General features: G+C 70.5%; 18 protein-coding genes and 1 tRNA gene. 16 read left to right on the top strand and 3 right to left on the bottom strand.

All coding sequences use genetic code 11. The annotated features are described in order from the left end of the window. Positions 1-3: 3 nt before the first annotated feature. Entirely contained in the window at positions 4-1,233 is a 1,230-nt protein-coding gene (locus ACVGV0_RS21045) for a pyridoxal phosphate-dependent aminotransferase (RefSeq protein ID WP_459157417.1), read from the bottom strand. A 270-nt stretch (positions 1,234-1,503) separates the two neighbouring features. Here ACVGV0_RS21045 and ACVGV0_RS21040 point away from each other — a divergent pair. The 5 genes from ACVGV0_RS21040 to rplA all read left to right on the top strand — a co-directional run bounded on the left by ACVGV0_RS21040 (position 1,504) and on the right by rplA (position 4,331). Then, a tRNA-Trp gene (locus ACVGV0_RS21040) sits at positions 1,504-1,576 on the top strand. 30 nt (positions 1,577-1,606) lie between these two features. Continuing rightward, on the top strand, positions 1,607-2,011 hold the full coding sequence (gene secE, locus ACVGV0_RS21035; RefSeq protein ID WP_459157416.1) for a preprotein translocase subunit SecE: 405 nt from the start codon (positions 1,607-1,609) through the stop codon (positions 2,009-2,011). Positions 2,012-2,089: 78 nt separating this feature from the next. After that, entirely contained in the window at positions 2,090-2,941 is an 852-nt protein-coding gene (gene nusG / locus ACVGV0_RS21030; protein WP_459157415.1) for a transcription termination/antitermination protein NusG, read from the top strand. 136 nt (positions 2,942-3,077) lie between these two features. After that, the gene (gene rplK, locus ACVGV0_RS21025) at positions 3,078-3,512 is read left to right on the top strand and encodes a 50S ribosomal protein L11 (protein ID WP_459157414.1); all 435 of its coding nucleotides are present in this window, start codon (positions 3,078-3,080) and stop codon (positions 3,510-3,512) included. Positions 3,513-3,623: 111 nt separating this feature from the next. After that, a complete protein-coding gene (gene rplA / locus ACVGV0_RS21020) occupies positions 3,624-4,331 on the top strand; it encodes a 50S ribosomal protein L1 (protein WP_459157413.1) in 708 nt (235 codons plus the stop codon). Positions 4,332-4,559: 228 nt separating this feature from the next. Here the strand turns inward: rplA and ACVGV0_RS21015 are convergent, their stop codons facing one another. Both ACVGV0_RS21015 and ACVGV0_RS21010 read right to left on the bottom strand, forming a co-directional pair. Further along, entirely contained in the window at positions 4,560-6,185 is a 1,626-nt protein-coding gene (locus tag ACVGV0_RS21015; RefSeq protein ID WP_459157412.1) for an amidohydrolase family protein, read from the bottom strand. Between the two features lie 254 nt (positions 6,186-6,439). After that, complete coding sequence (locus tag ACVGV0_RS21010; RefSeq protein WP_459157411.1) at positions 6,440-7,300, bottom strand: hypothetical protein; 861 nt, start codon at positions 7,298-7,300, stop codon at positions 6,440-6,442. Positions 7,301-7,660: 360 nt separating this feature from the next. Between ACVGV0_RS21010 and rplJ the strand changes: the two genes are divergently transcribed. The 11 genes from rplJ (at position 7,661) to ACVGV0_RS20955 (ending at position 19,004) form a co-directional block, all read left to right on the top strand. Further along, positions 7,661-8,176, top strand: a complete 516-nt coding sequence (gene rplJ, locus ACVGV0_RS21005; RefSeq protein WP_459157410.1) for a 50S ribosomal protein L10 — start codon at positions 7,661-7,663, stop codon at positions 8,174-8,176. A 108-nt stretch (positions 8,177-8,284) separates the two neighbouring features. Then, positions 8,285-8,674, top strand: coding sequence for a 50S ribosomal protein L7/L12 (rplL, locus tag ACVGV0_RS21000; protein ID WP_459157409.1), 390 nt, complete (start codon positions 8,285-8,287; stop codon positions 8,672-8,674). A gap of 335 nt (positions 8,675-9,009) precedes the next feature. Further along, positions 9,010-10,386: an ABC transporter ATP-binding protein gene (locus ACVGV0_RS20995; RefSeq protein ID WP_459157408.1), complete on the top strand. Its 1,377-nt coding sequence runs from the start codon at positions 9,010-9,012 to the stop codon at positions 10,384-10,386. Between the two features lie 20 nt (positions 10,387-10,406). Continuing rightward, positions 10,407-11,174: an MlaE family ABC transporter permease gene (locus ACVGV0_RS20990; RefSeq protein ID WP_459160085.1), complete on the top strand. Its 768-nt coding sequence runs from the start codon at positions 10,407-10,409 to the stop codon at positions 11,172-11,174. Positions 11,175-11,192: 18 nt separating this feature from the next. Further along, entirely contained in the window at positions 11,193-12,032 is an 840-nt protein-coding gene (locus ACVGV0_RS20985) for an MlaE family ABC transporter permease (protein ID WP_459157407.1), read from the top strand. After that, positions 12,029-13,438, top strand: a complete 1,410-nt coding sequence (locus tag ACVGV0_RS20980; protein WP_459157406.1) for an MCE family protein — start codon at positions 12,029-12,031, stop codon at positions 13,436-13,438. Before ACVGV0_RS20985 ends, ACVGV0_RS20980 begins: the two co-directional genes overlap by 4 nt. Next, entirely contained in the window at positions 13,435-14,460 is a 1,026-nt protein-coding gene (locus ACVGV0_RS20975) for an MCE family protein (RefSeq protein ID WP_459157405.1), read from the top strand. The genes ACVGV0_RS20980 and ACVGV0_RS20975 overlap by 4 nt, the downstream gene beginning before the upstream one ends. Continuing rightward, a complete protein-coding gene (locus tag ACVGV0_RS20970; RefSeq protein ID WP_459157404.1) occupies positions 14,457-15,437 on the top strand; it encodes an MCE family protein in 981 nt (326 codons plus the stop codon). Before ACVGV0_RS20975 ends, ACVGV0_RS20970 begins: the two co-directional genes overlap by 4 nt. After that, positions 15,434-16,636 (top strand): MCE family protein, encoded by a 1,203-nt coding sequence (locus ACVGV0_RS20965; RefSeq protein ID WP_459157403.1) that lies wholly within the window; start codon positions 15,434-15,436, stop codon positions 16,634-16,636. The genes ACVGV0_RS20970 and ACVGV0_RS20965 overlap by 4 nt, the downstream gene beginning before the upstream one ends. Further along, on the top strand, positions 16,633-17,907 hold the full coding sequence (locus ACVGV0_RS20960; RefSeq protein WP_459157402.1) for an MCE family protein: 1,275 nt from the start codon (positions 16,633-16,635) through the stop codon (positions 17,905-17,907). Before ACVGV0_RS20965 ends, ACVGV0_RS20960 begins: the two co-directional genes overlap by 4 nt. Further along, positions 17,907-19,004 (top strand): MlaD family protein, encoded by a 1,098-nt coding sequence (locus tag ACVGV0_RS20955; RefSeq protein WP_459157401.1) that lies wholly within the window; start codon positions 17,907-17,909, stop codon positions 19,002-19,004. The genes ACVGV0_RS20960 and ACVGV0_RS20955 overlap by 1 nt, the downstream gene beginning before the upstream one ends. Positions 19,005-19,015 lie beyond the last annotated feature (11 nt).

Here is a 19,015-nt window from a genome sequence, read left to right as displayed (position 1 = left end):
CCCTTACTCCGCCTCGCGGAGGAGGTCGCCCATCCGGCGGACGCCGGTGGCGAGGTCCTCGTCACCGAGCGCGTAGGACATGCGGAAGTAGCCCGGGGTGCCGAAGGCCTCGCCGGGCACCACGGCCACCCCAGCCTGCTCGAGCACGAGCTCGGCGAGCTCGACGCTCGTGGCCGGGCGCCGTCCGCGGATCGAACGCCCGAGCAGGTCCTTGACCGAGGGGTAGGCGTAGAAGGCGCCCTCCGGCTCCGGGCACTGCACGCCGGGGATCTCCGAGAGCATCTGCACGATCGTGCGGCGCCGCCGGTCGAAGGCGGTGCGCATCTCGGCCACCGCGTCCAGCGGTCCGCTGACGGCCTCGAGCGCCGCCCGCTGCGCGACGTTGGTGACGTTCGAGCTCAGGTGCGACTGCAGGTTCGCGGCGGCCCCGACCACGTCGTCCGGGCCGATCATCCAGCCGACCCGCCAGCCGGTCATGGCGTAGGTCTTGGCCACGCCGTTGAGCACCACGCAGGTGTCGGCCAGCTCGGGCACGAGCACGGGCATCGAGGCGTTCTCGGCCGAGCCGTAGACGAGGTGCTCGTAGATCTCGTCGGTGACCACCCAGATGCCGTGCTCGAGGGCCCAGCGGCCGATCCGCTCGATCTCCGCGGGCGGGTAGACGGCACCGGTGGGGTTGGACGGCGAGTTGAACAGCAGGACCTTGGTGCGCGGGGTCCGCGCGGCCTCGAGCTGCTCGACGGTCACGCGGTAGCCGGTGGACTCGTCGGCGTCGACCACGACCGGCGTCCCGTCGGCGAGCTTGATCGCCTCCGGGTAGGTGGTCCAGTACGGCGCGGGCAGCAGGACCTCGTCGCCGGGGTCGAGCAGGGTCTGGAACGTCTGGTACACGGCCTGCTTGCCGCCGTTGGTCACCAGCACCTGCGAGGCGTCGACGCGGTAACCGGTGTCCCGCGCGGTCTTGGCGGCGACGGCCTCGCGCAGCTCCGGCAGCCCGGAGGCGGGGCTGTAGCGGTGGTTGCGGGGATCGGCGCACGCGGCCGCGGCGGCCTCGACGATCGGCTGCGGGGTGGGGAAGTCGGGTTCGCCGGCGCCGAAGCCGATCACCGGACGCCCCTCGGCCTTGAGGGCCTTGGCCTTGGCGTCGACGGCGAGCGTGGCGGACTCGGTGATGCCTCCGATGCGCGCGGAGACCCGTGCTGCGTTCCGGGTTGCTGGTTCAGGTGCGGCCATGGCTGCATACTGGCAGACGGGCCCGTCCGCCGGATCTCCGGCTCGGCGTGCCCGGCGCGGGCGTGTCGGGGAGTGCACCGCTGTCCGCTCGGGAAACGCGGCCGCCGGCGCGGGTGAGGGGGTGCCGTGTCAGCCCGCGCGTGGTGTGCCGTACACTTTTGGATCCGGGAGACCTTCACCCGCGATCCCGCCGCACGCAGTCCGCTGCGCGCGGGCGAGGCGATGTGGGCGGGGTGGTGGTTTCCCGATGTCGTGGCCCGCGGGCTGCGAAGGGGTGTAGCTCAATTGGCAGAGCACCGGTCTCCAAAACCGGCGGTTGCGGGTTCGAGTCCTGTCACCCCTGCGTCGATGCGACGGTGAGCGGAGGAGTTCCGTGAGCGAGGACCGCGAGCAGGACCGGAACGGGGAGTCCGAGGGGACTTCCCGCCCGTCCAGCGCCGCGGCGCGGCGCCAGCGCCGCGCCTCCGCCCGCTCGGCCGGTCGGAAGGGCCGTACCGGTGAGTCGGTGCCGGGTGGCTCCGACTCGGCGCGCACAACAGAGTCGAAGGGTCGGCCCACTCCTCCGCGGGAGGGCCGGCAGGGCCGGGTTTCGCCGTTCCACAAGATCGGGCGCTTCCTGCGTGAGGTCGTCGGCGAGCTGCGTAAGGTCATCTGGCCCACGCGGAAGTCGCTGGTGACCTACACTCTCGTGGTGCTGGTGTTCGTCAGCGTCATGGTGGCGTTCATCGCTGGGGTCGACCTGCTCATCGGGAAGGGCGTGCTCTGGTTGTTCGGCTGAGCACCTCGGCTCCGCGCGGCGGGACGGCGGATGCCCTTCGACCCGGCACGCAACGCACGAGAGGAAGCGAGACCGACAGTGACCTCCGACGAGGGCCAGGAACTGACCGGCCGTAGCGAGCAGGCCGAGGCCGAACAGGTCGGCGAGGCGTCGGCTGCTGACTCGGTTGTTGCCGAATCGGCCGACACCGCCGCCGAGCCGGCCGTCCCGGAGGCGGCCGAGGAGGACTCCGCGGGCGACCGGACCAGCGCGGACGAGGCGGCTGCGGACGAGGCCGCCGGGGACTCCCCCGCGGAGGAGGGCGAGGCCGACCCGGTCCAGGAGCTGCGCGATGCCCTGCGCCGCGCACCCGGCGACTGGTTCGTCGTGCACTCGTACGCCGGCTACGAGAACAAGGTCAAGAACAACCTCGAGATGCGGGCGCAGACCCTCGACGTCGAGGACTACATCTTCCAGGTCGAGGTGCCGACCGAGGAGGTCGCGGAGGTCAAGAACGGGCAGCGCAAGATGGTGAACCGCAAGGTGCTGCCCGGTTACATCCTGGTGCGGATGGAGCTCAACGACGCCTCCTGGGCCGCGGTGCGGAACACGCCCGGCGTCACCGGATTCGTGGGGGCGACCTCGAAGCCGTCCCCGCTCAGCCTGGAAGAGGTGCTGAAGTTCCTCGCGCCGCAGGCGGAACAGCCCGCCAAGGGCTCCGAGACGGCGAAGAAGGCCGCGCCGCAGCAGCAGGCCGCCGCGCAGCAGCCGGCCGTGGAGGTCGACTTCGCCGTCGGCGAGTCGGTCACCGTCATGGACGGGCCGTTCGCGACGCTGCCGGCGACGATCAGCGAGGTCAACGCCGACGCCCAGAAGCTCAAGGTGCTGGTGTCGATCTTCGGCCGGGAGACGCCGGTCGAGCTGTCGTTCAACCAGGTTTCCAAGATCTGACCGGCTCCGCAGCAGGAGCACGGCCAACGACGCGCGGCACGGCAGTGCGCGCGGTGGCGGGTGGCCACCGGGTGGCCCCGCCAGATTCGGTTCCGGGGCAGGCCGGGACCGGGTGATCGGATAGCGAGGAAGCGAAATGCCGCCCAAGAAGAAGAAGCTTGCAGGAATCGTCAAGCTGCAGATCCAGGCCGGCCAGGCCAACCCGGCTCCGCCGGTCGGCCCGGCGCTGGGTCAGCACGGCGTGAACATCATGGAGTTCTGCAAGGCCTACAACGCCGCCACCGAGGACCAGCGCGGCGATGTGGTTCCTGTTGAGATCTCCGTGTTCGAGGACCGGTCCTTCGACTTCAAGTTGAAGACGCCGCCGGCCGCGAAGCTGCTGCTCAAGGCAGCCGGCGTGCAGAAGGGCAGCGGGACGCCGCACAACAACAAGGTCGGGAAGGTCACCCAGGACCAGATCCGCGAGATCGCCGAGCGGAAGATGGTCGACCTCAACGCCAGCAGCATGGAGCAGGCGGAGAAGATCATCTCCGGTACTGCCCGGTCGATGGGTCTGACCATCGACGCGTGACCCCGCGGCTCGACCCGGTCGAGCCGGACGCCCCGCCGGTCGGAAGGCGGGGGCGTGGGAGGGCCGGCGCTGGCCCGACCAACCACATCTGACTCAGCAGCGAGGACAGTCATGGCGAAGCGCAGCAAGACCTACAACCAGGCCGCCGAGCTGGTGGACCGCGACCGGCTCTACACCCCGCACGAGGCGGTGGAGCTGGCGAAGAAGACCTCGAAGGCGAAGATGGACGCCACCGTCGAGGTGGCGCTGCGGCTGGGAGTTGACCCCCGGAAGGCGGACCAGATGGTCCGCGGCACCGTGAACCTGCCGCACGGAACGGGCAAGACGGCCCGCGTCATCGTGTTCACGTCCGGCGACAAGGCCAACGAGGCCGAGCAGGCCGGCGCGGACGCGGTGGGCTCGGACGACCTGATCGAGCGGATCCAGGGCGGCTGGCTCGAGTTCGACGCGGCGATCGCCACACCGGACCAGATGGCCAAGGTGGGCAAGATCGCGCGCGTGCTGGGCCCGCGCGGGCTGATGCCGAACCCGAAGACCGGCACCGTGACGCCGAACGTGGCCAAGGCGGTGGCCGACGTCAAGGGCGGCAAGATCAACTTCAAGGTCGACAAGCAGTCGAACCTGCACTTCATCATCGGCAAGACGTCGTTCGACGCGAACCAGCTGGTGGAGAACTACGAGGCCGCGCTGGACGAGATCCTGCGGGCCAAGCCGACCGCGGCCAAGGGGCGGTACCTGAAGAAGGTCAACTTCACGACCACGATGGGCCCCGGCATCCCGGTCGACCCGAACATGACCCGGAAGCTGGCGGAGGCCTGACCCGGCCCCCGCACCCCGGTTCTGGAAGTCCCCCGGCCCGACGGGCCGGGGGACTTCGTGTCTCGGCGGGCGGTGCTCCGCTCGTGAACGAACCCTGCTCTGATCGTGTGGGGACGGTTCGCAATTTTCAGGAAAATTGGAAATCATCCCCACGCGATCGGGGGTGAGTGCACTCCGGGGAGCACTCGATGGTGGTGTGCCTGCACCGGGCCGTGCGCCCGGCCTCGCTCACGGGCGGGCGCGCGGGTCCACGCGCTCCACCTGGGCGCGGTGGAGGACTTCGCGTCCCACCGCGGCCGCGTGCCGGACGAAACCGGGCCCGTCCCAGTCCGGCGGCCAGCCGTGCCACAACCGCAGCTGTCCGTCCACGACCACCGCGGTGATCTGGTCCCGGTTGGCCAGGCGCACGAGCTCCCACGGCAGATCCCACGACGGCGTGAGCTCCGGGACGCCGAGGTCGACGAGGAGGAAGTCCGCGGCGCGCCCGACCGCGATCTCACCGGTGGTCCCGCCGAGACCGACCGCTTCGGCGCTGAGCGCCGTCGCGTGCTTCAACCACCGCTCGCCCGCACCGGCAACGGTGTCCCCGTTGCGCAGGCCGGCGGTGAGCAGCTGCGCCGTCTCGGCCGCGTCGACCATGCGGAAGCCGTCACCGCGGGTGCCGTCGGTGCCCATCCCGAAGCGCACGTCCAGCGCTGCCATCGTGTTCGCCGGTGCCACCGAGTTGCCCTTCCACGCGCTGGCGACCGGGTTGTAGCTGATCGCCGTGCCGGTGTCGGAGAGCAGCCGCAGCTCCTCCGCGGACAGCAGCGTGGTGTGCGCGCCGAGCGTCTGCGGCCCGAGCGCGTCGATGCTGTGCAGGTACTCCAGGGGGCGCAGGTCGTGGCTCCGCAGCGAGCGCTCGACGGCCGCGAGGTGCTCGTTGAGGTGGATCTGGAACACCGCTCCCGCCTCGGCGCACAGCTTCGCCGTCCGGGTGATCACCTCGGCGGTGGCATCCCCGGGGACGGGGATGGCCAGGGACGGGTGCACCAGCCGGTCGGACTCCCAGCGGGCCAGGTGCTCCGGCCCGCCGGAGCCGTCCGAGCACACCTTCCCGAGCACGCAGCGCACGCCCGCCTCGTGCGCGGCCTCGGCCAGCACGCCCACGTCCACCGGCGCGCGCGTCCCGGCGTCGGCGACGGTGGTGAAGCCGCCGCGCAGCGCTTCGAGGGCCGCGAGCTTCGCGGCCGTGCGGGCGGTGTCCTCGTCGAGGGCCTGCTCCAGCGGTTCCCAGATCTGCTTGAACACCTCGGAGGGCTGGCCGAACGACTGCGCCTTGCCGAAGCTCTGCGTGAGGTGGTGGTGCGCGTCGACGAAGCCGGGCATGAGCAGCTGCCCGGGCAGGTGCACCGGCTCGGTGCCGTGCCTCGCGGAGAGCCGCTGCGCAGGTCCGATGTCGCGGAACTCGCCGCCGGCGACGAGGACGGCCTGCTCGCGGGCCGGTCCGTCCGGCAGCAGGACGAGTTCGGGCGCGAGCAGCAGCGGGTCGGCGCGGAACCGCTCGGGGCCGGGGGGATCGCCGGGGCTCCCGGAGGCCTGCGCCTCGGCCGTGGTGTGCAGCCCGAAGCCCGCGGCGGTCGCGCCCACCCCGGCGAGGAACCGGCGGCGGGCCACCCCGCCACCGGCGCTGGACTCCCCGGATGCCCGGTCACCTGTCCCGGAGCCCCGATCCGCAGCTCCCCGCGCGGGGAGGTCGTCCCCGCAGGGGCCGCGTTCCGCGGGCCCGGGCGCGGTCGCCCCGGGGAGCTCGGGACGGGGCTCGGAGTCCCCCGTGCGCTCGGGCGGCTGCTGCGCGGTGGAGTCGTCGGCCAACCTGTCCTCCTCGGTTCGGCGGTGACCGGATCGGCTCGCAACCTAGGGCCGCGCGATCACGGGGCACAATCGGCGCGGACGACGAACGAGCGCCGCGACACGCCGCAGGTCGTTGTGCGTTCCTCCGAAAAAGCCCGCGTCCGCGGGAAGCCGATCGCCCGGGGGCAGGAGAGGCGAGCGGCTTCGCCGCTCGCCCGGCGGGGCGGTGCGGCCGAGCGCACGACCAGCCGATCCGCGCGGTCGCTGCGCACGGGCTACTGGCATGCGGGGGCGCTGCGGTCGTACGAGGAGATCAGCCAGCCGCCGTCGTCCTGGCGGGTGAGGCCGAAGCTGCCCAGCTCGGGGCCGCCGCCGGTGCGCACGCGGCAGCCGTACACGACCGCTTCCGGCTCGGCGACCTCCACCGCGTTCTCCGCGAACGAGGGGTTGGCGTACTGCCCACCGCTGGTGATCCTCTCGTGCAGCCGGCGTGCGGCGCTCGCGCAGTCCTGCGCTCCGTGCTCGCTGGCGAAGGCGGCCTTGCCGGAGGGGCTGAACAGCAGGCAGGTGCGTTCCGGGTCGTCCCCGCGGAGGTAGTTGTACACGCCCGCGACCGCCCGCTGCGGGTTGGTGGAGGTGATGGGCACCGAGTTCGGCGGCACGCCCCCGCCGGTGCCGCCGCCTCCGCCGGAGCCGCTCGACCCGGTGAGGACGTGCTGCAGCACCGGCGGCACGAGCAGGATCAGCAGGACCAGGTACACCAGGCGCCGGACGAATGTGAACCGGAACAGCCGCAGGATCCGTTTCCACCACGGGGTGCGCGGTGGTGCGGCCGGTGGTGGTGCGGCCGGAGGCGGTGCGGCCAGGTCGCCGGGCTGGCCGCCCTGCTCGCGCTGCCAGCGCTTGAACCGCTGGAACTCGAGGAACTCCTGGTACTGGCGGTACTCCTCGTCGTCGGTCGCCGCGGGATCGGTGGTGCCGCCGTCCGGCTGGTCCGCGCCGGTCGGCGGTGCGGGGGGTGCGCTCGCGGAGTCGCGCGGAGGTTCGACGAGTTCGGCCTCGAGGGGCTCGGCGGGTTCGATCTCGCCGCTGCCCGGGGAGTGCTGCGCGGAGCGGTGTTCGTTCGGATCGGCCACGCCGATCATGATGCCGCCCACCGGGCGCGCGGTCACCAGTGCCCGAGCGGCCCGGCGCGGAGCTGCTCGCGGGTGCGCACCGGTGCTGACCGGCGGTGACCCCGGTGCGGACCAGCCTGCGCGGTTGACGTACCCTGGGACGCGATTCCAGCCGATGACCGCTGGTCTTTCCCCGCCGCGCCGGATGCCGGCCGCAGGGGAAACGAAGGTCCCGTGAGAGGCGGGCGGCCCGCGCAGGAGGAACGTGGCCATCAGTGCCCGCATGTGCTGATACGCCCCGTGCTCTCGCTGCGCCGGGGCGTTTTGTCGTCTCCGGGCCCGACTGACGGACGACAGTCGGAAAGGGAGAAAGGAGGCGACATGGCGAAGCCCGAGAAGGTCGCGGCGGTCAACGAGATCGCCGAGCACTTCAACGAGTCGACCGCCGCGCTCATCACCGAGTACCGCGGGTTGACCACGGCGCAGCTGGCGCAGCTGCGGAACAACCTCGGCGAGGAGACGACCTACCGCGTCAGCAAGAACACGCTGACGAAGCGTGCCGCCGCGCAGTCCGGTGTCGAGGGTCTGGACGAGCTGTTCACCGGTCCGACCGCGATCGCCTTCATCCGGGGCGAGCCGGTGGACGCGGCGAAGGCGCTGCGCGAGTTCGCCAAGGCCAACCAGGCGTTGGTGATCAAGGGCGGTTACATGGACGGCCGCCCGCTGTCGGTGTCCGAGGTCGAGCGGATCGCCGACCTGGATTCGCGCGAAGCCACCCTGGGCAAGCTGGCCGGTGCGATGAAGGCCAAGCTCAACCAGGCGGCGACCATGTTCTCCGAGCCCGCCGCGCAGGTCGCGCGCCTGTCCGGTGCGCTCAAGGACAAGAAGGAATCCTGAGTCCGCTTCGGCGAACTCGACCGTCGCGGACCCCGGCGGACGCCGGTTCCGCCATCCGCACACCCGGCTACTGCCCGTGCGCGGGCACTGATCGAAAGGAACGCCACCATGGCCAAGATGAGCAACGAGGAACTGCTCGACGTCTTCAAGGAAATGACCCTCCTTGAGCTCTCCGAGTTCGTCAAGCAGTTCGAGGAGACCTTCGACGTCAGCGCTCAGGCTCCGGTCGCGGCGGTGGCCGCCCCGGCCGCCGGTGCCGGCGAGGCCGAGGAAGAGGAAGAGCAGGACGAGTTCGACGTCATCCTCGAGGGCGCCGGCGACAAGAAGATCCAGGTCATCAAGATCGTGCGCGAGATCGTCTCCGGCCTGGGCCTGAAGGAGGCCAAGGAGATGGTCGAGGAGGCGCCGAAGCCGGTGCTGGAGAAGGTCGACAAGGAGAAGGCCGACGACGCCAAGGCCAAGCTGGAAGAGGCCGGCGGTCAGGTCACCCTGAAGTGAGTCGACTCGTTCCGCGCTGACGCATTCGCCGGCGCAGAACGCGAAGTGGGCACCTCCTGGAAGGGAGGTGTCCACTTTTTTGCGTCGGATCCCGCCCTCCTCCGCCGGGGCCGCCGCGGGGTGTTTCCGGTGCGCACCGAGGCCATTCCCGGGATTCGGGAAAACGTCCGGTTACCGCCGGCCCGACTTCGGTGAACTCGCCAGTAACCTCCGTGCGCCGCACTCGTTGCACAGGTGTGACGCGATAGACCTTCGGTTAACCGGGTCACATTTGGCAGGCTGCGGATTCCGGGGGCGCTCCCGGTTGCCGCGAAGCGAGGGAAGTGGAGGTCCGGATGGGCGTCGAGGTGGCCGTCGACGGGCTGTCCAAGTCTTTCGGGTCGCAGACCATCTGGCGGGGTGTCTCCCTGGATCTCCCTCCCGGTGAGATCAGCGTGCTGCTCGGCCCTTCGGGCACGGGGAAATCGGTGTTCCTCAAGGCCCTGGTGGGACTGCTCAAGCCCGAGGAGGGGCAGGTGCTCATCAACGGGGTCGATGTCTGCACCTGCTCGGAGCGCGAGCTCTACGAGATCCGGAAGCTTTTCGGCGTCCTGTTCCAGGACGGCGCGCTGTTCGGGTCGATGAACCTCTTCGACAACATCGCTTTCCCGCTGCGCGAGCACACCAAGAAGGGCGAAGGCGAAATCCGGAACATCGTCGGCGAGAAGATGGACATGGTCGGTCTCGTCGGTTCCGAGGACAAACTGCCGGGCGAGATTTCCGGCGGAATGAAGAAGCGCGCCGGGCTGGCGCGCGCCCTGGTGCTGGACCCCGAGATCATTCTCTTCGACGAGCCGGACTCGGGGCTGGACCCGGTGCGGACGGCCTACCTCAACCAGCTGATCGTCGATCTGAACGCGCAGACCGACTCCACGTTCCTGATCGTCACGCACGACATCAACACCGCCCGGACGGTTCCGGACAACATCGGCATGCTGTTCCGGCGCAACCTCGTCATGTTCGGCCCGCGGGAGCTCCTGCTGACCTCGACCGAACCGGTGGTCGAGCAGTTCCTCAACGGCCGGCGGGCGGGCCCGATCGGGATGAGCGAGGAGAAGGACACCGGGCAGATGGCCGCGGAGATGGCCGAGCTCGGGGAGCAGCACGAGGGACTGCCGCAGATCATCCCGCAGCTGAGCGTCTCGCCGGGGGTGCCCGACCGCGCAGCCGTGGTGCGGCGCAAGGACCGCGTGATGCAGGAGCTCGGCGGGCTGGACCCGGCCGCGCAGCAGGAGATCCTCAACACGCTCACCCCCGAGGAGCGCGCCCGCTACGGCGTCGACGGCCGGCAGCATCCCGCGCCGCAGGGGGCGCAACCGCCCCGGCCGGACGGCGGGCAACCGGCGCAGCAGGTCCCGCAGAGCGAACCGCAGGGCAGGCACGCGCAGGGGCAGTGGCTGCAGCCGGAAGCGCCGACCGCTCCGGTCCGGCCCGCCGCTTCGCACGAGGCGTGGTCGGGATCGCTGGACGCCGGGGCGGTGGCCCGGGTCCCGCAGCAGGACGCCGACCCGTCCGCCGGCGGCCCGGAGCCGAACCCGCGCGGCGAGGGCCAGTCCGGCCCGGCAGCCGGTGGTGAACCGGCGCCGCCACCGTGGACGGTCGGCTACGAACCCGAGGACGAGCAGCCGTCGCGGCGTCGCTGGTTCGGCCGGAAGCGGGGGGATGCCCGGTGAGTCAGCCCGCCGGAACGCGCATGCCGGGGGCGGGGGCCGTCCGGGAGACCGGGCGGCTGTTCGCGCTCGCGCTCGAAGTGGGGCGGAACCTGCCCAAACGTCCGTTCCAGCTGCGCGAGTTCATCCAGCAGTGCTGGTTCATCGCGAGCGTGACGATCCTGCCGACCGCGCTGGTGTCGATCCCGTTCGGCGCGGTCATCGCGATGCAGCTCGGATCGCTGACCCGGCAGATCGGCGCCCAGTCGTTCACCGGTGCGGCCAGCGTCCTGGCGATCATCCAGCAGGCCAGTCCGATCGTCACCGCGCTGCTCATCGCCGGCGCGGGCGGATCCGCGGTCTGCGCGGACCTGGGTTCGCGCAAGATCCGCGAGGAGATCGACGCGATGGAGGTGCTGGGCGTCTCGGCGATCCAGCGCCTCGTGGTGCCGCGGGTGCTGGCGGCGATGCTCGTCGCCGTGCTGCTCAACGGCATGGTCTCGGTGGTCGGCGTGCTCGGCGGCTACTTCTTCAACGTGATCATGCAGGACGGCACGCCCGGCGCCTACATGGCGAGCTTCAACGCGCTAGCGCAGCTGCCGGACCTGTGGATCGGTGAGGTGAAGGCCTTGGCGTTCGGGTTCCTGGCGGGTGTCGTCGCCGCCTACCGGGGGTTGAACCCGCCGCCCGGTCCGAAGGGCGTGGGAGATGCGGTGAACCAGTCGGTGGTGATCACCTTCCTGCTGCTGTTCGCGGTGAACTTCATTCTGACGACGGTCTATTTGCAGCTCGTGCCGCCGAAGGGCATGTGACGGCGAGGGAACGCAGACATGGTGACGATCTCCCAACGCGCACGACGCGTGTTACGGCGACCGCTGGAGACGTTGGACGACCTGGGCGACCAGATGTCGTTCTACGTCCGCGCTCTGGTGTGGGTGCCGAAGGCGGTCGCGCGCTACCTCAAGGAGACGCTGCGGCTGCTGGCCGAGGTGAGCTTCGGCAGCGGGGCGCTCGCCGTCATCGGCGGCACGGTCGGTGTGATGGTCGGCATGACCGTGTTCACCGGCACGGTCGTCGGCATGCAGGGCTACGCGGCCCTGGACCAGCTGGGCACCTCGGCCTTCTCCGGGTTCGTCTCGGCGTACTTCAACACGCGTGAGATCGCCCCGCTGGTGGCCGGTCTGGCCCTGTCGGCCACCGTCGGGTCCGGGTTCACCGCGCAGCTGGGCGCGATGCGCATCTCCGACGAGATCGACGCGTTGGAAGTCATGGGCGTGCCGAGCCTGCCGTACCTGGTGACCACGCGCGTGATCGCCGGATTCGTCGCGGTGATCCCGCTGTACGTGCTGGGACTGCTCACCTCGTACGTGGCCGCGCGCGCGATCACGGTGTTCGGCTACGGCCAGTCGGCGGGCACCTACGACCACTACTTCAACCTGTTCCTCCCGCCCGAGGACGTCCTCTGGTCGTTCGGGAAGGTGCTGATCTTCAGCGTGGTGGTGATCATGACGCACTGCTACTACGGCTACCGCGCGAGCGGCGGTCCGGCCGGCGTCGGTGTCGCGGTCGGGCGCGCGGTCCGCACGGCGATCGTGACGACCGCACTGCTGGACTTCTTCCTCAGCCTCGCGATCTGGGGCACCACGACGACGGTTCGGATTACGGGATGAGCAGGCAGACGGTGGGGACCACGGTGCGGCGCCGGTTGCTCGGCGTGGCCTTCCTGATGTGCGTGGTGCTGTTCGTGACGCTGACGCTCGCGTTCTACAACCGCACCTTCGAGTCCACCGTGGATGTCGTGATGAAGGCGCAGCGGACGGCGAACCAGTTGCTGCCGCGCGCGGACGTCAAGGTGCGCGGGATGATCGTCGGTCGCGTCGAGCGGATCGAACCGACCAGCGGCGGCGCGGACGTGCACCTGTCCATCGAGCCGGAGCACGCCGGCAAGGTGCCCAGCAACGTCTCGGGGCTGCTGCTGCCGCAGACGCTGTTCGGCGAGCGCTACGTCTCCCTGCAGCTGCCGGAGCAGGCCTCCACCGAGGAGCTGCACAGCGGCCAGACCATCCAGCAGGACCGCAGCCCCGCCTCGATCGAGCTGGAGCGGGTGCTGTCCAACACGATGCCGCTGCTGCAGGCGGTCCAGCCCGACGACCTGGCGGCCACGCTGAACGCGGTGGACCAGGCGCTCAACGGGCGCGGCGAGCAGATCGGGCGGACGATCACGCAGCTCAACGACTACCTGTCCGGGTTGAACCCCGCGGTGCCGGAACTGCAGCAGAACCTCCGCGAACTCGTCGGCGTGGCCCGCACGTACGAGCAGGCAGCGCCGGACGTGGTGCGGGCGCTGGACAACTTCAGCACCACGGCGCGGACGGTCGTGGAGCAGAAGAGGAACCTGCGGGACATGACCGGTCAGCTGACCACCACCTCGCAGGACACCACGGAGTTCCTGGAGAAGAACGGCGACACGATGGTCCGCCTCGGCGAGCGGACGCGGCCGACGCTGGACGTGCTGGCCAAGTACTCGCCGCAGTTCCCGTGCTTCCTCGAGGAGATGGCGCAGTACGTGCCGCGGATCCGCAAGGCGTTCGGCGAGGGAACCGACGAGCCCGGGCTGCACGTCAAGCTGGAGGTCGTCCCGCACCGCGGCAAGTACGAGCCGAACCAGGACGAACCCGAGTTCAACGACAAGCGTGGTCCGCGCTGCTACAACCTCGTGCCGATGCCGGAACCGATGCCCGAGTACCCGCCGGACGGCCCGTTCAAGGACGGGTCGAAACCGCCGGCCCCGTCCAAGCCGATCCAGGACGGCGTGTACCCGCCGGGCGGTGCGGAACCGTTCATCCCGCCGGGTGCGCAGGGCCAGGACCGGGGGCAGGACGGGGGCGCGTCCACGGCACCGGCCAGCACCCAGCCCAGTTCCGCCGGGCTGGGCACGCAGAACTCGCCGCGGGAGGCCGCGTGGGTGTCCACACTGGTCGCCCCGAACCTCGGCCGGCCGTCCGGTGACGTGCCCGGGTGGAGCTCGCTGCTGGTCGGCCCGGTGCTGCGGGGAACGGAGGTGAGCTACGAATGAACGGCCGCTCGATCGCAGCCCCGCTGACCAAGTTCCTCGTGTTCGTGCTGGTCACCGTGCTCGCCATGGGCGTGCTCGTGATGACCATCGCGAACGAGACCTTCGGCAGCTCGCGCAGCTACAGCGCGCGGTTCACCGATGTCACGGGCCTCAACGAGGGCGACGACATCCGCATCAGCGGGGTGAAGGTCGGCCAGGTGGACAGCATCGAAGTCGTCGACCGCCGCCACGCCGAAGTGGACTTCAGCGTGACCGACCGCCGGCTGCCCTCCTCGGTGACCGCGACGATGAAGTACCGGAACCTGGTGGGGCAGCGCTACATCGCGCTGGAGCAGGGCGCGGGCGACCCCAACCAGTACCTGCCGGAGGGGGCGACCATCCCGCTGGAGCGCACCAAGCCGGCGCTGGACCTGACGGTGATGCTCGGCGGGTTCAAGCCGCTGTTCCGGGCGCTGTCGCCGGAGGACGTCAACAAGCTCTCGCACCAGATCATCCAGGTGCTGCAGGGCGAGGGCGGCACCGTGGAGAGCCTGCTCACCCACATCGCCTCGCTGACCACCGCCATCGCGGAGAAGGACCAGGTGATCGGGCAGGTGATCAACAACCTCAACGGGGTGCTGGGCACGGTCAACCGCCGCGACGAGGAGCTGTCCGCGACGATCGGCCAGCTGCAGGAGCTCACCTCGGGACTGGCGGACGACCGGCGGGCCATCGGGGAGGCGGTCACCGCCATGGACGGCCTCACGCACACCACCGCCGACCTGGCCGAGCGCTCCCGCCCGGGTCTGAAGCGGAGCATCGCCGGGCTCGAGGACACCGCGGCCAACCTCAACGAGCACGAGAAGACCACGGAGCGCGTGCTGCAGAACATGCCGGACAAGCTCAACACCCTCGGCAGGACGGCCTCCTACGGATCGTGGTTCAACTTCTACCTGTGCCAGGCGGAAGGAACCGTCGGCGTGGGCGAGGCCGAGCTCCCGCTGCCCGTGATGCCGCAGACCCAGCCGAGGTGCCAGCGATGAAGCCGTTCACGCAGCGCAATCCCTTCACCATCGGCTTGGCCGGGATGGTCGTGCTGGTGCTGGCGTTCCTGCTGGCCATGAACTTCGAGCGGCTGCCGCTGGTCGGCGGGAAGGCGTACTCCGCCGAGTTCAGCGAGGCCGCCGGCCTGGCCTCGGGCAACGAGGTCCGCGTCGCGGGCGTGCGCGTCGGCGAGGTCACCGGCGTGGAGCTCGCCGGCGACCGGGTGCGGGTCGACTTCCGCGTCAGCGACACCTGGCTCGGTGACCGCACCGCCGCGGCGATCAAGGTCAAAACCCTGCTCGGGCAGAAGTTCCTGGCGCTCGACCCGAAGGGCTCGCAGGAGCTGAACTCCTCGAAGCCGATCCCGCTGCAGCGCACCATGGCCCCCTACGACGTCATGGAGGCGTTCAGCGACCTGTCCACCACAGTGGACAAGGTCGACACGGACCAGTTGGCGCGCAGCTTCCGCACCATGTCCGAGACGTTCGCCGGAACCCCGGACGACGTCCGCGGGGCGCTGGACGGGCTCTCACAGCTGTCGCAGACCATCGCCAAGCGCGACGCGAAGCTCAAGGAACTGCTCAGCAACACCGAGAAGCTGTCGAAGACCGTCTCCGACCGCAACGCGGAGTTCGAACGGCTGCTGCAGGACGGCAACCTGCTGCTGCAGGAGATCCGCAGCCGGCGCGACTCCGTGCACTCCCTGCTGCAGGGCACGCGCGAGCTCTCGCAGCAGTTGACCGCGCTGATCGACGAGAACAACCAGCAGATCGGACCGGCGCTGGAGCAGCTGGACCGCGTGACGAAGATGCTGCAGCGCAACCAGGACAACCTGGATCGCAGCCTGGAGAAGTTCGCGCCCTTCACGCGCCTGTTCGCGAACGTGCTGGGCAACGGCCGGTGGTTCGACACCTACATCTGCGGCTTGCTGCCGCCCGCCGTCGGTCCGATCAACCAGAAGGGCTGTCAACCATGAGCAGCGTGTCTCCGCGGCTGTCCAGGCCGGCGTGGGTGAGCCTGCTGGCGGTCGCCCTCGTCGTGCTGCTGGCGGCGACGGTGGCCGGGTGGTGGCTGTTCTTCGGCGCCACGCAGCGCAAGGTCACCGCCTACTTCGACTCGGCGGTCGGCGTCTACCCGCGCGGCGACGTGCGCGTGCTCGGCGTTCCGGTCGGATCCATCTCGGACGTGACGCCGCAGGGCGAACGCGTGCGGGTGGAGATGGACGTCGACCGGGACGTGGCGCTGCCGGCGGACGCCAGCGCGGTCGTCGTGGCGCCCACCGTCGTCAGCGACCGGTACGTGCAGCTCGCGCCGACCTACTCGGGCGGGCCGGAGCTCTCGGACGGCGCGATGATCCCGCCGGAGCGCACGGCCACACCGGTGGAGCTGGACCAGGTCTACAGCAGCCTCAACGAGATCACGAAGACGCTCGGGCCCGGCGGTGCGAACTCGCGGGGCGACCTGAGCAAGCTGCTCGACACCGCCGCGGAGAACCTCGACGGCAACGGTCGGAAGCTGGCCACGACGCTGCGGCACCTCGGCGAGCTCGGCGGGACGATGCAGGGCAGCAGCGAGGAGCTGTTCGCCACCGTCGACAACCTGCAGAAGTTCAGCTCCATGCTGCGCACCAACGACGACCAGGTGCGGCGGTTCAACTCGCAGCTGCAGGAGGTCAGCTCGCTGATGGCCGACGAGCGGCACAACCTCACGGCCGCGATGGCGGAGCTGACGGTCGCGCTGGAGAAGGTCGACTCCTTCCTCAAGAACAACCGCGAGGAGCTCAAGTCCAACGTGGACCAGCTGAACACGGTCGCGAAGACGCTGGTCGAGCAGCGCGCCGCGCTGGACGAGTCGCTGAGCAACGCCCCGCTGGCGCTGAGCAACCTGGCGAACTCCTACAACGGCGCCTCCGGCACGCTGGACACGCGCGCGGTGATCAACGAGCTCAACCAGCCCCCGCTGGCCGCGGTGTGCAAGCTGCTCAGCAAGCGTTCCCCGGACGACGTGCCGGGCCAGGTCTCGCGGCAGTGCGACGCCCTGGCGGAGCGGGGCGGCACCCGCAAGCCCGGCGGCACGCCGGCCGAGATCATCAACTCCGCGCAGAACGGTGACCTGCCGCCGCTGCCGCTGCTCGGCGGGCAGCAGAACGGGCAGAACTCCGGAGGTGGCCGATGAGCGCACACCCGCGAACCGGAACGCGCACGAGCGCCGGTGGCGGACACCGCCTCCGGGTGATCGGTGCCCTGCTGCTGGCCGTGACCGTGTTCGGCGGCTGCGGATTCCGCGGTGTCTACGACATGCCGCTGCCCGGCGGCGCGGACGTGGGCAGCGACCCCTACCAGGTGCGGATCCACTTCCGGGACGTGCTCGACCTCGTGCCGAACTCGGGCGTGCGCGTGAACAACGTGCCCGTCGGGCGGGTGTCGGACATCCGGCTGACCGGCGAGTCGTGGCTGGCGGAGGTCACCGTGCAGCTCAACGGCGACGTGGAGCTCCCGGCCAACGCCGTCGCCCGGCTGCGGCAGTCCAGCCTGCTCGGGGAGAAGTACGTGGACCTGAGCGCACCGGCGAAACCGGAGGCCCCGCGGGGCGAGCTCCGCGACGGCGCGCTCGTCCCGGTCGAGCGCACCAACCGCAGCCCCGAGGTGGAGGAAGTGCTCGGCGCGCTGTCCATGCTGCTCAACGGCGGCGGTGTGGCGCAGCTGCAGAGCATCACCTCCGAGCTCAACACCGCGCTGGACGGGCGGGAGTCCGACGCGCGGGAACTGCTGCACAACATCGACGAGCTGGTGACCCGGCTGGACGCGCAGCGCGACGACATCACGCGGGCGCTGGACAGCGTCAACCGGCTCAGCGCCAAGCTCAACGCCCAGCGGCAGAGCATCGACAAGGCGCTCACCGAGATCGAGCCCGGGCTGCGCGTGCTCAACCAGCAGCGCGAGGACCTGGTCACGATGCTGCGCTCGCTCGACGAACTGTCCGGAGTGGCCACCGACGTGGTCGAGCGGGGCGGTGACGACGTGGTGCACAACCTCAACCAGCTCGCTCCGACGGTGCGCAAGCTCGCCGAGGCCGGCAGCGCCCTGCCGAAGTCCTTCGAGGTGCTGGCGACCTTCCCGTTCCCGGACAACGCGGTCGAGGGGATCAAGGGCAGCGACTACGTGAACCTGTACGCGGACGTGGACCTCAACCTCACCCGCATCATCGGCAACCTGGGGCGCTCGCAGCAGCCGCTGCTGCGCGCGCCCGACCTGCCCCTGCCGCTGGGGCAGGAACCCGGGGACCCGCCGGTGGGGCAACCCGAGCGGGACGACGGGCGGCAGACCCCGACGCAGCCCGTTCCCACGCCGAGCGAGCAGCCGCAGCCCTCGGAGCAGCCCGACGACGGCGGTGGTGACGGCGGGGGCGGCGACGGCCTCCTCGGTGGGCTCTTCGGAGGTAACTGATGCTGACGCGCAAAGTCCGCCTGCGAGTGCTCGCGTTCGTGGTCATCGCGCTGCTCGGCGTGGGGTACACCGGCGCCACCTACGCCGGCCTGGACAAGGTGCTGTGGGCGCGCGGTTACGACGTGACCGTGAAACTCGCCAGCACCGGCGGGATCTTCGCCAACGCCGAGGTGACCTACCGCGGTGTGCCCGTCGGGCGGGTCGGCGAACTGCGGTTGACCGAGGACGGCATCGCCGTGCCGCTGAACATCGAATCGGACGCGCCGCCCATCCCGCGCGACGTGCGGGCCGTGGTGGCCAACCGCTCGGCCGTCGGCGAGCAGTACGTCGACCTGCGGCCGCAGAACGACCGGGGGCCGTACCTCGCGGACGGGGCGGTGATCGAGGAGGAGCGCACCAGCACGCCGCTCCCGGTGCAGAACCTCATGATGAACCTGAACTCGTTCGCCGAGTCGGTCCCGAAGGACTCGCTGCGCACGGTGGTGTCCGAACTCGGCACCGCCTTCCGCGGCAACGGGCGGCACCTGCAGACCGTGCTGGACACCACCAGCGAGTTCACCGCCGAGGCGCAGCGGCACCTGCCGCAGACCAAGCGGTTGATCGAGGACAGCCGCGCCGTGCTGGCCACGCAGAACGAGCAGTCCTCGGCGATCAAGTCGTTCAGCGGTGACCTCCGCGCGCTGTCGGCGGAGCTGGAGGAGTCCGATCCGGACCTGCGGGGGCTCGTGCAGCAGTCGCCCGAAACCGCCCGCCAGGTCAGCGGATTCCTCGACGAGCAGGACCAACTCGGCCCGCTGCTGCGGAACCTGACCGGAACGTCCGAAGTGCTGGCGGACCACAACGACGGCATCGAGCAGCTCATGACGCTGTACCCGGGGGTCGTGGCCAACTCCAACAGCGTCGTGCCGGGTGACGGCAAGGCGCACTTCGGGCTCGCGCTCAACGCCTTCGACCCGTTGCCATGCACGGCCGGGTACGAGGAGACTCCGAAGCGCGCCGGCAACGAGATGGCACCGCTACCGCTGAACTCCGAGGCGCACTGCGCCGAACCGCCGGGAAGTGAGACATCGGTGCGCGGGGCGCAGAACGCGCCGTGACGCGCAGCGCG

The sequence above is a fragment of the Salinifilum ghardaiensis genome, assembly GCF_054491345.1.
Note: the sequence above shows the minus strand (reverse complement) of the source record. Positions and strands in the feature narration are given on the sequence as shown.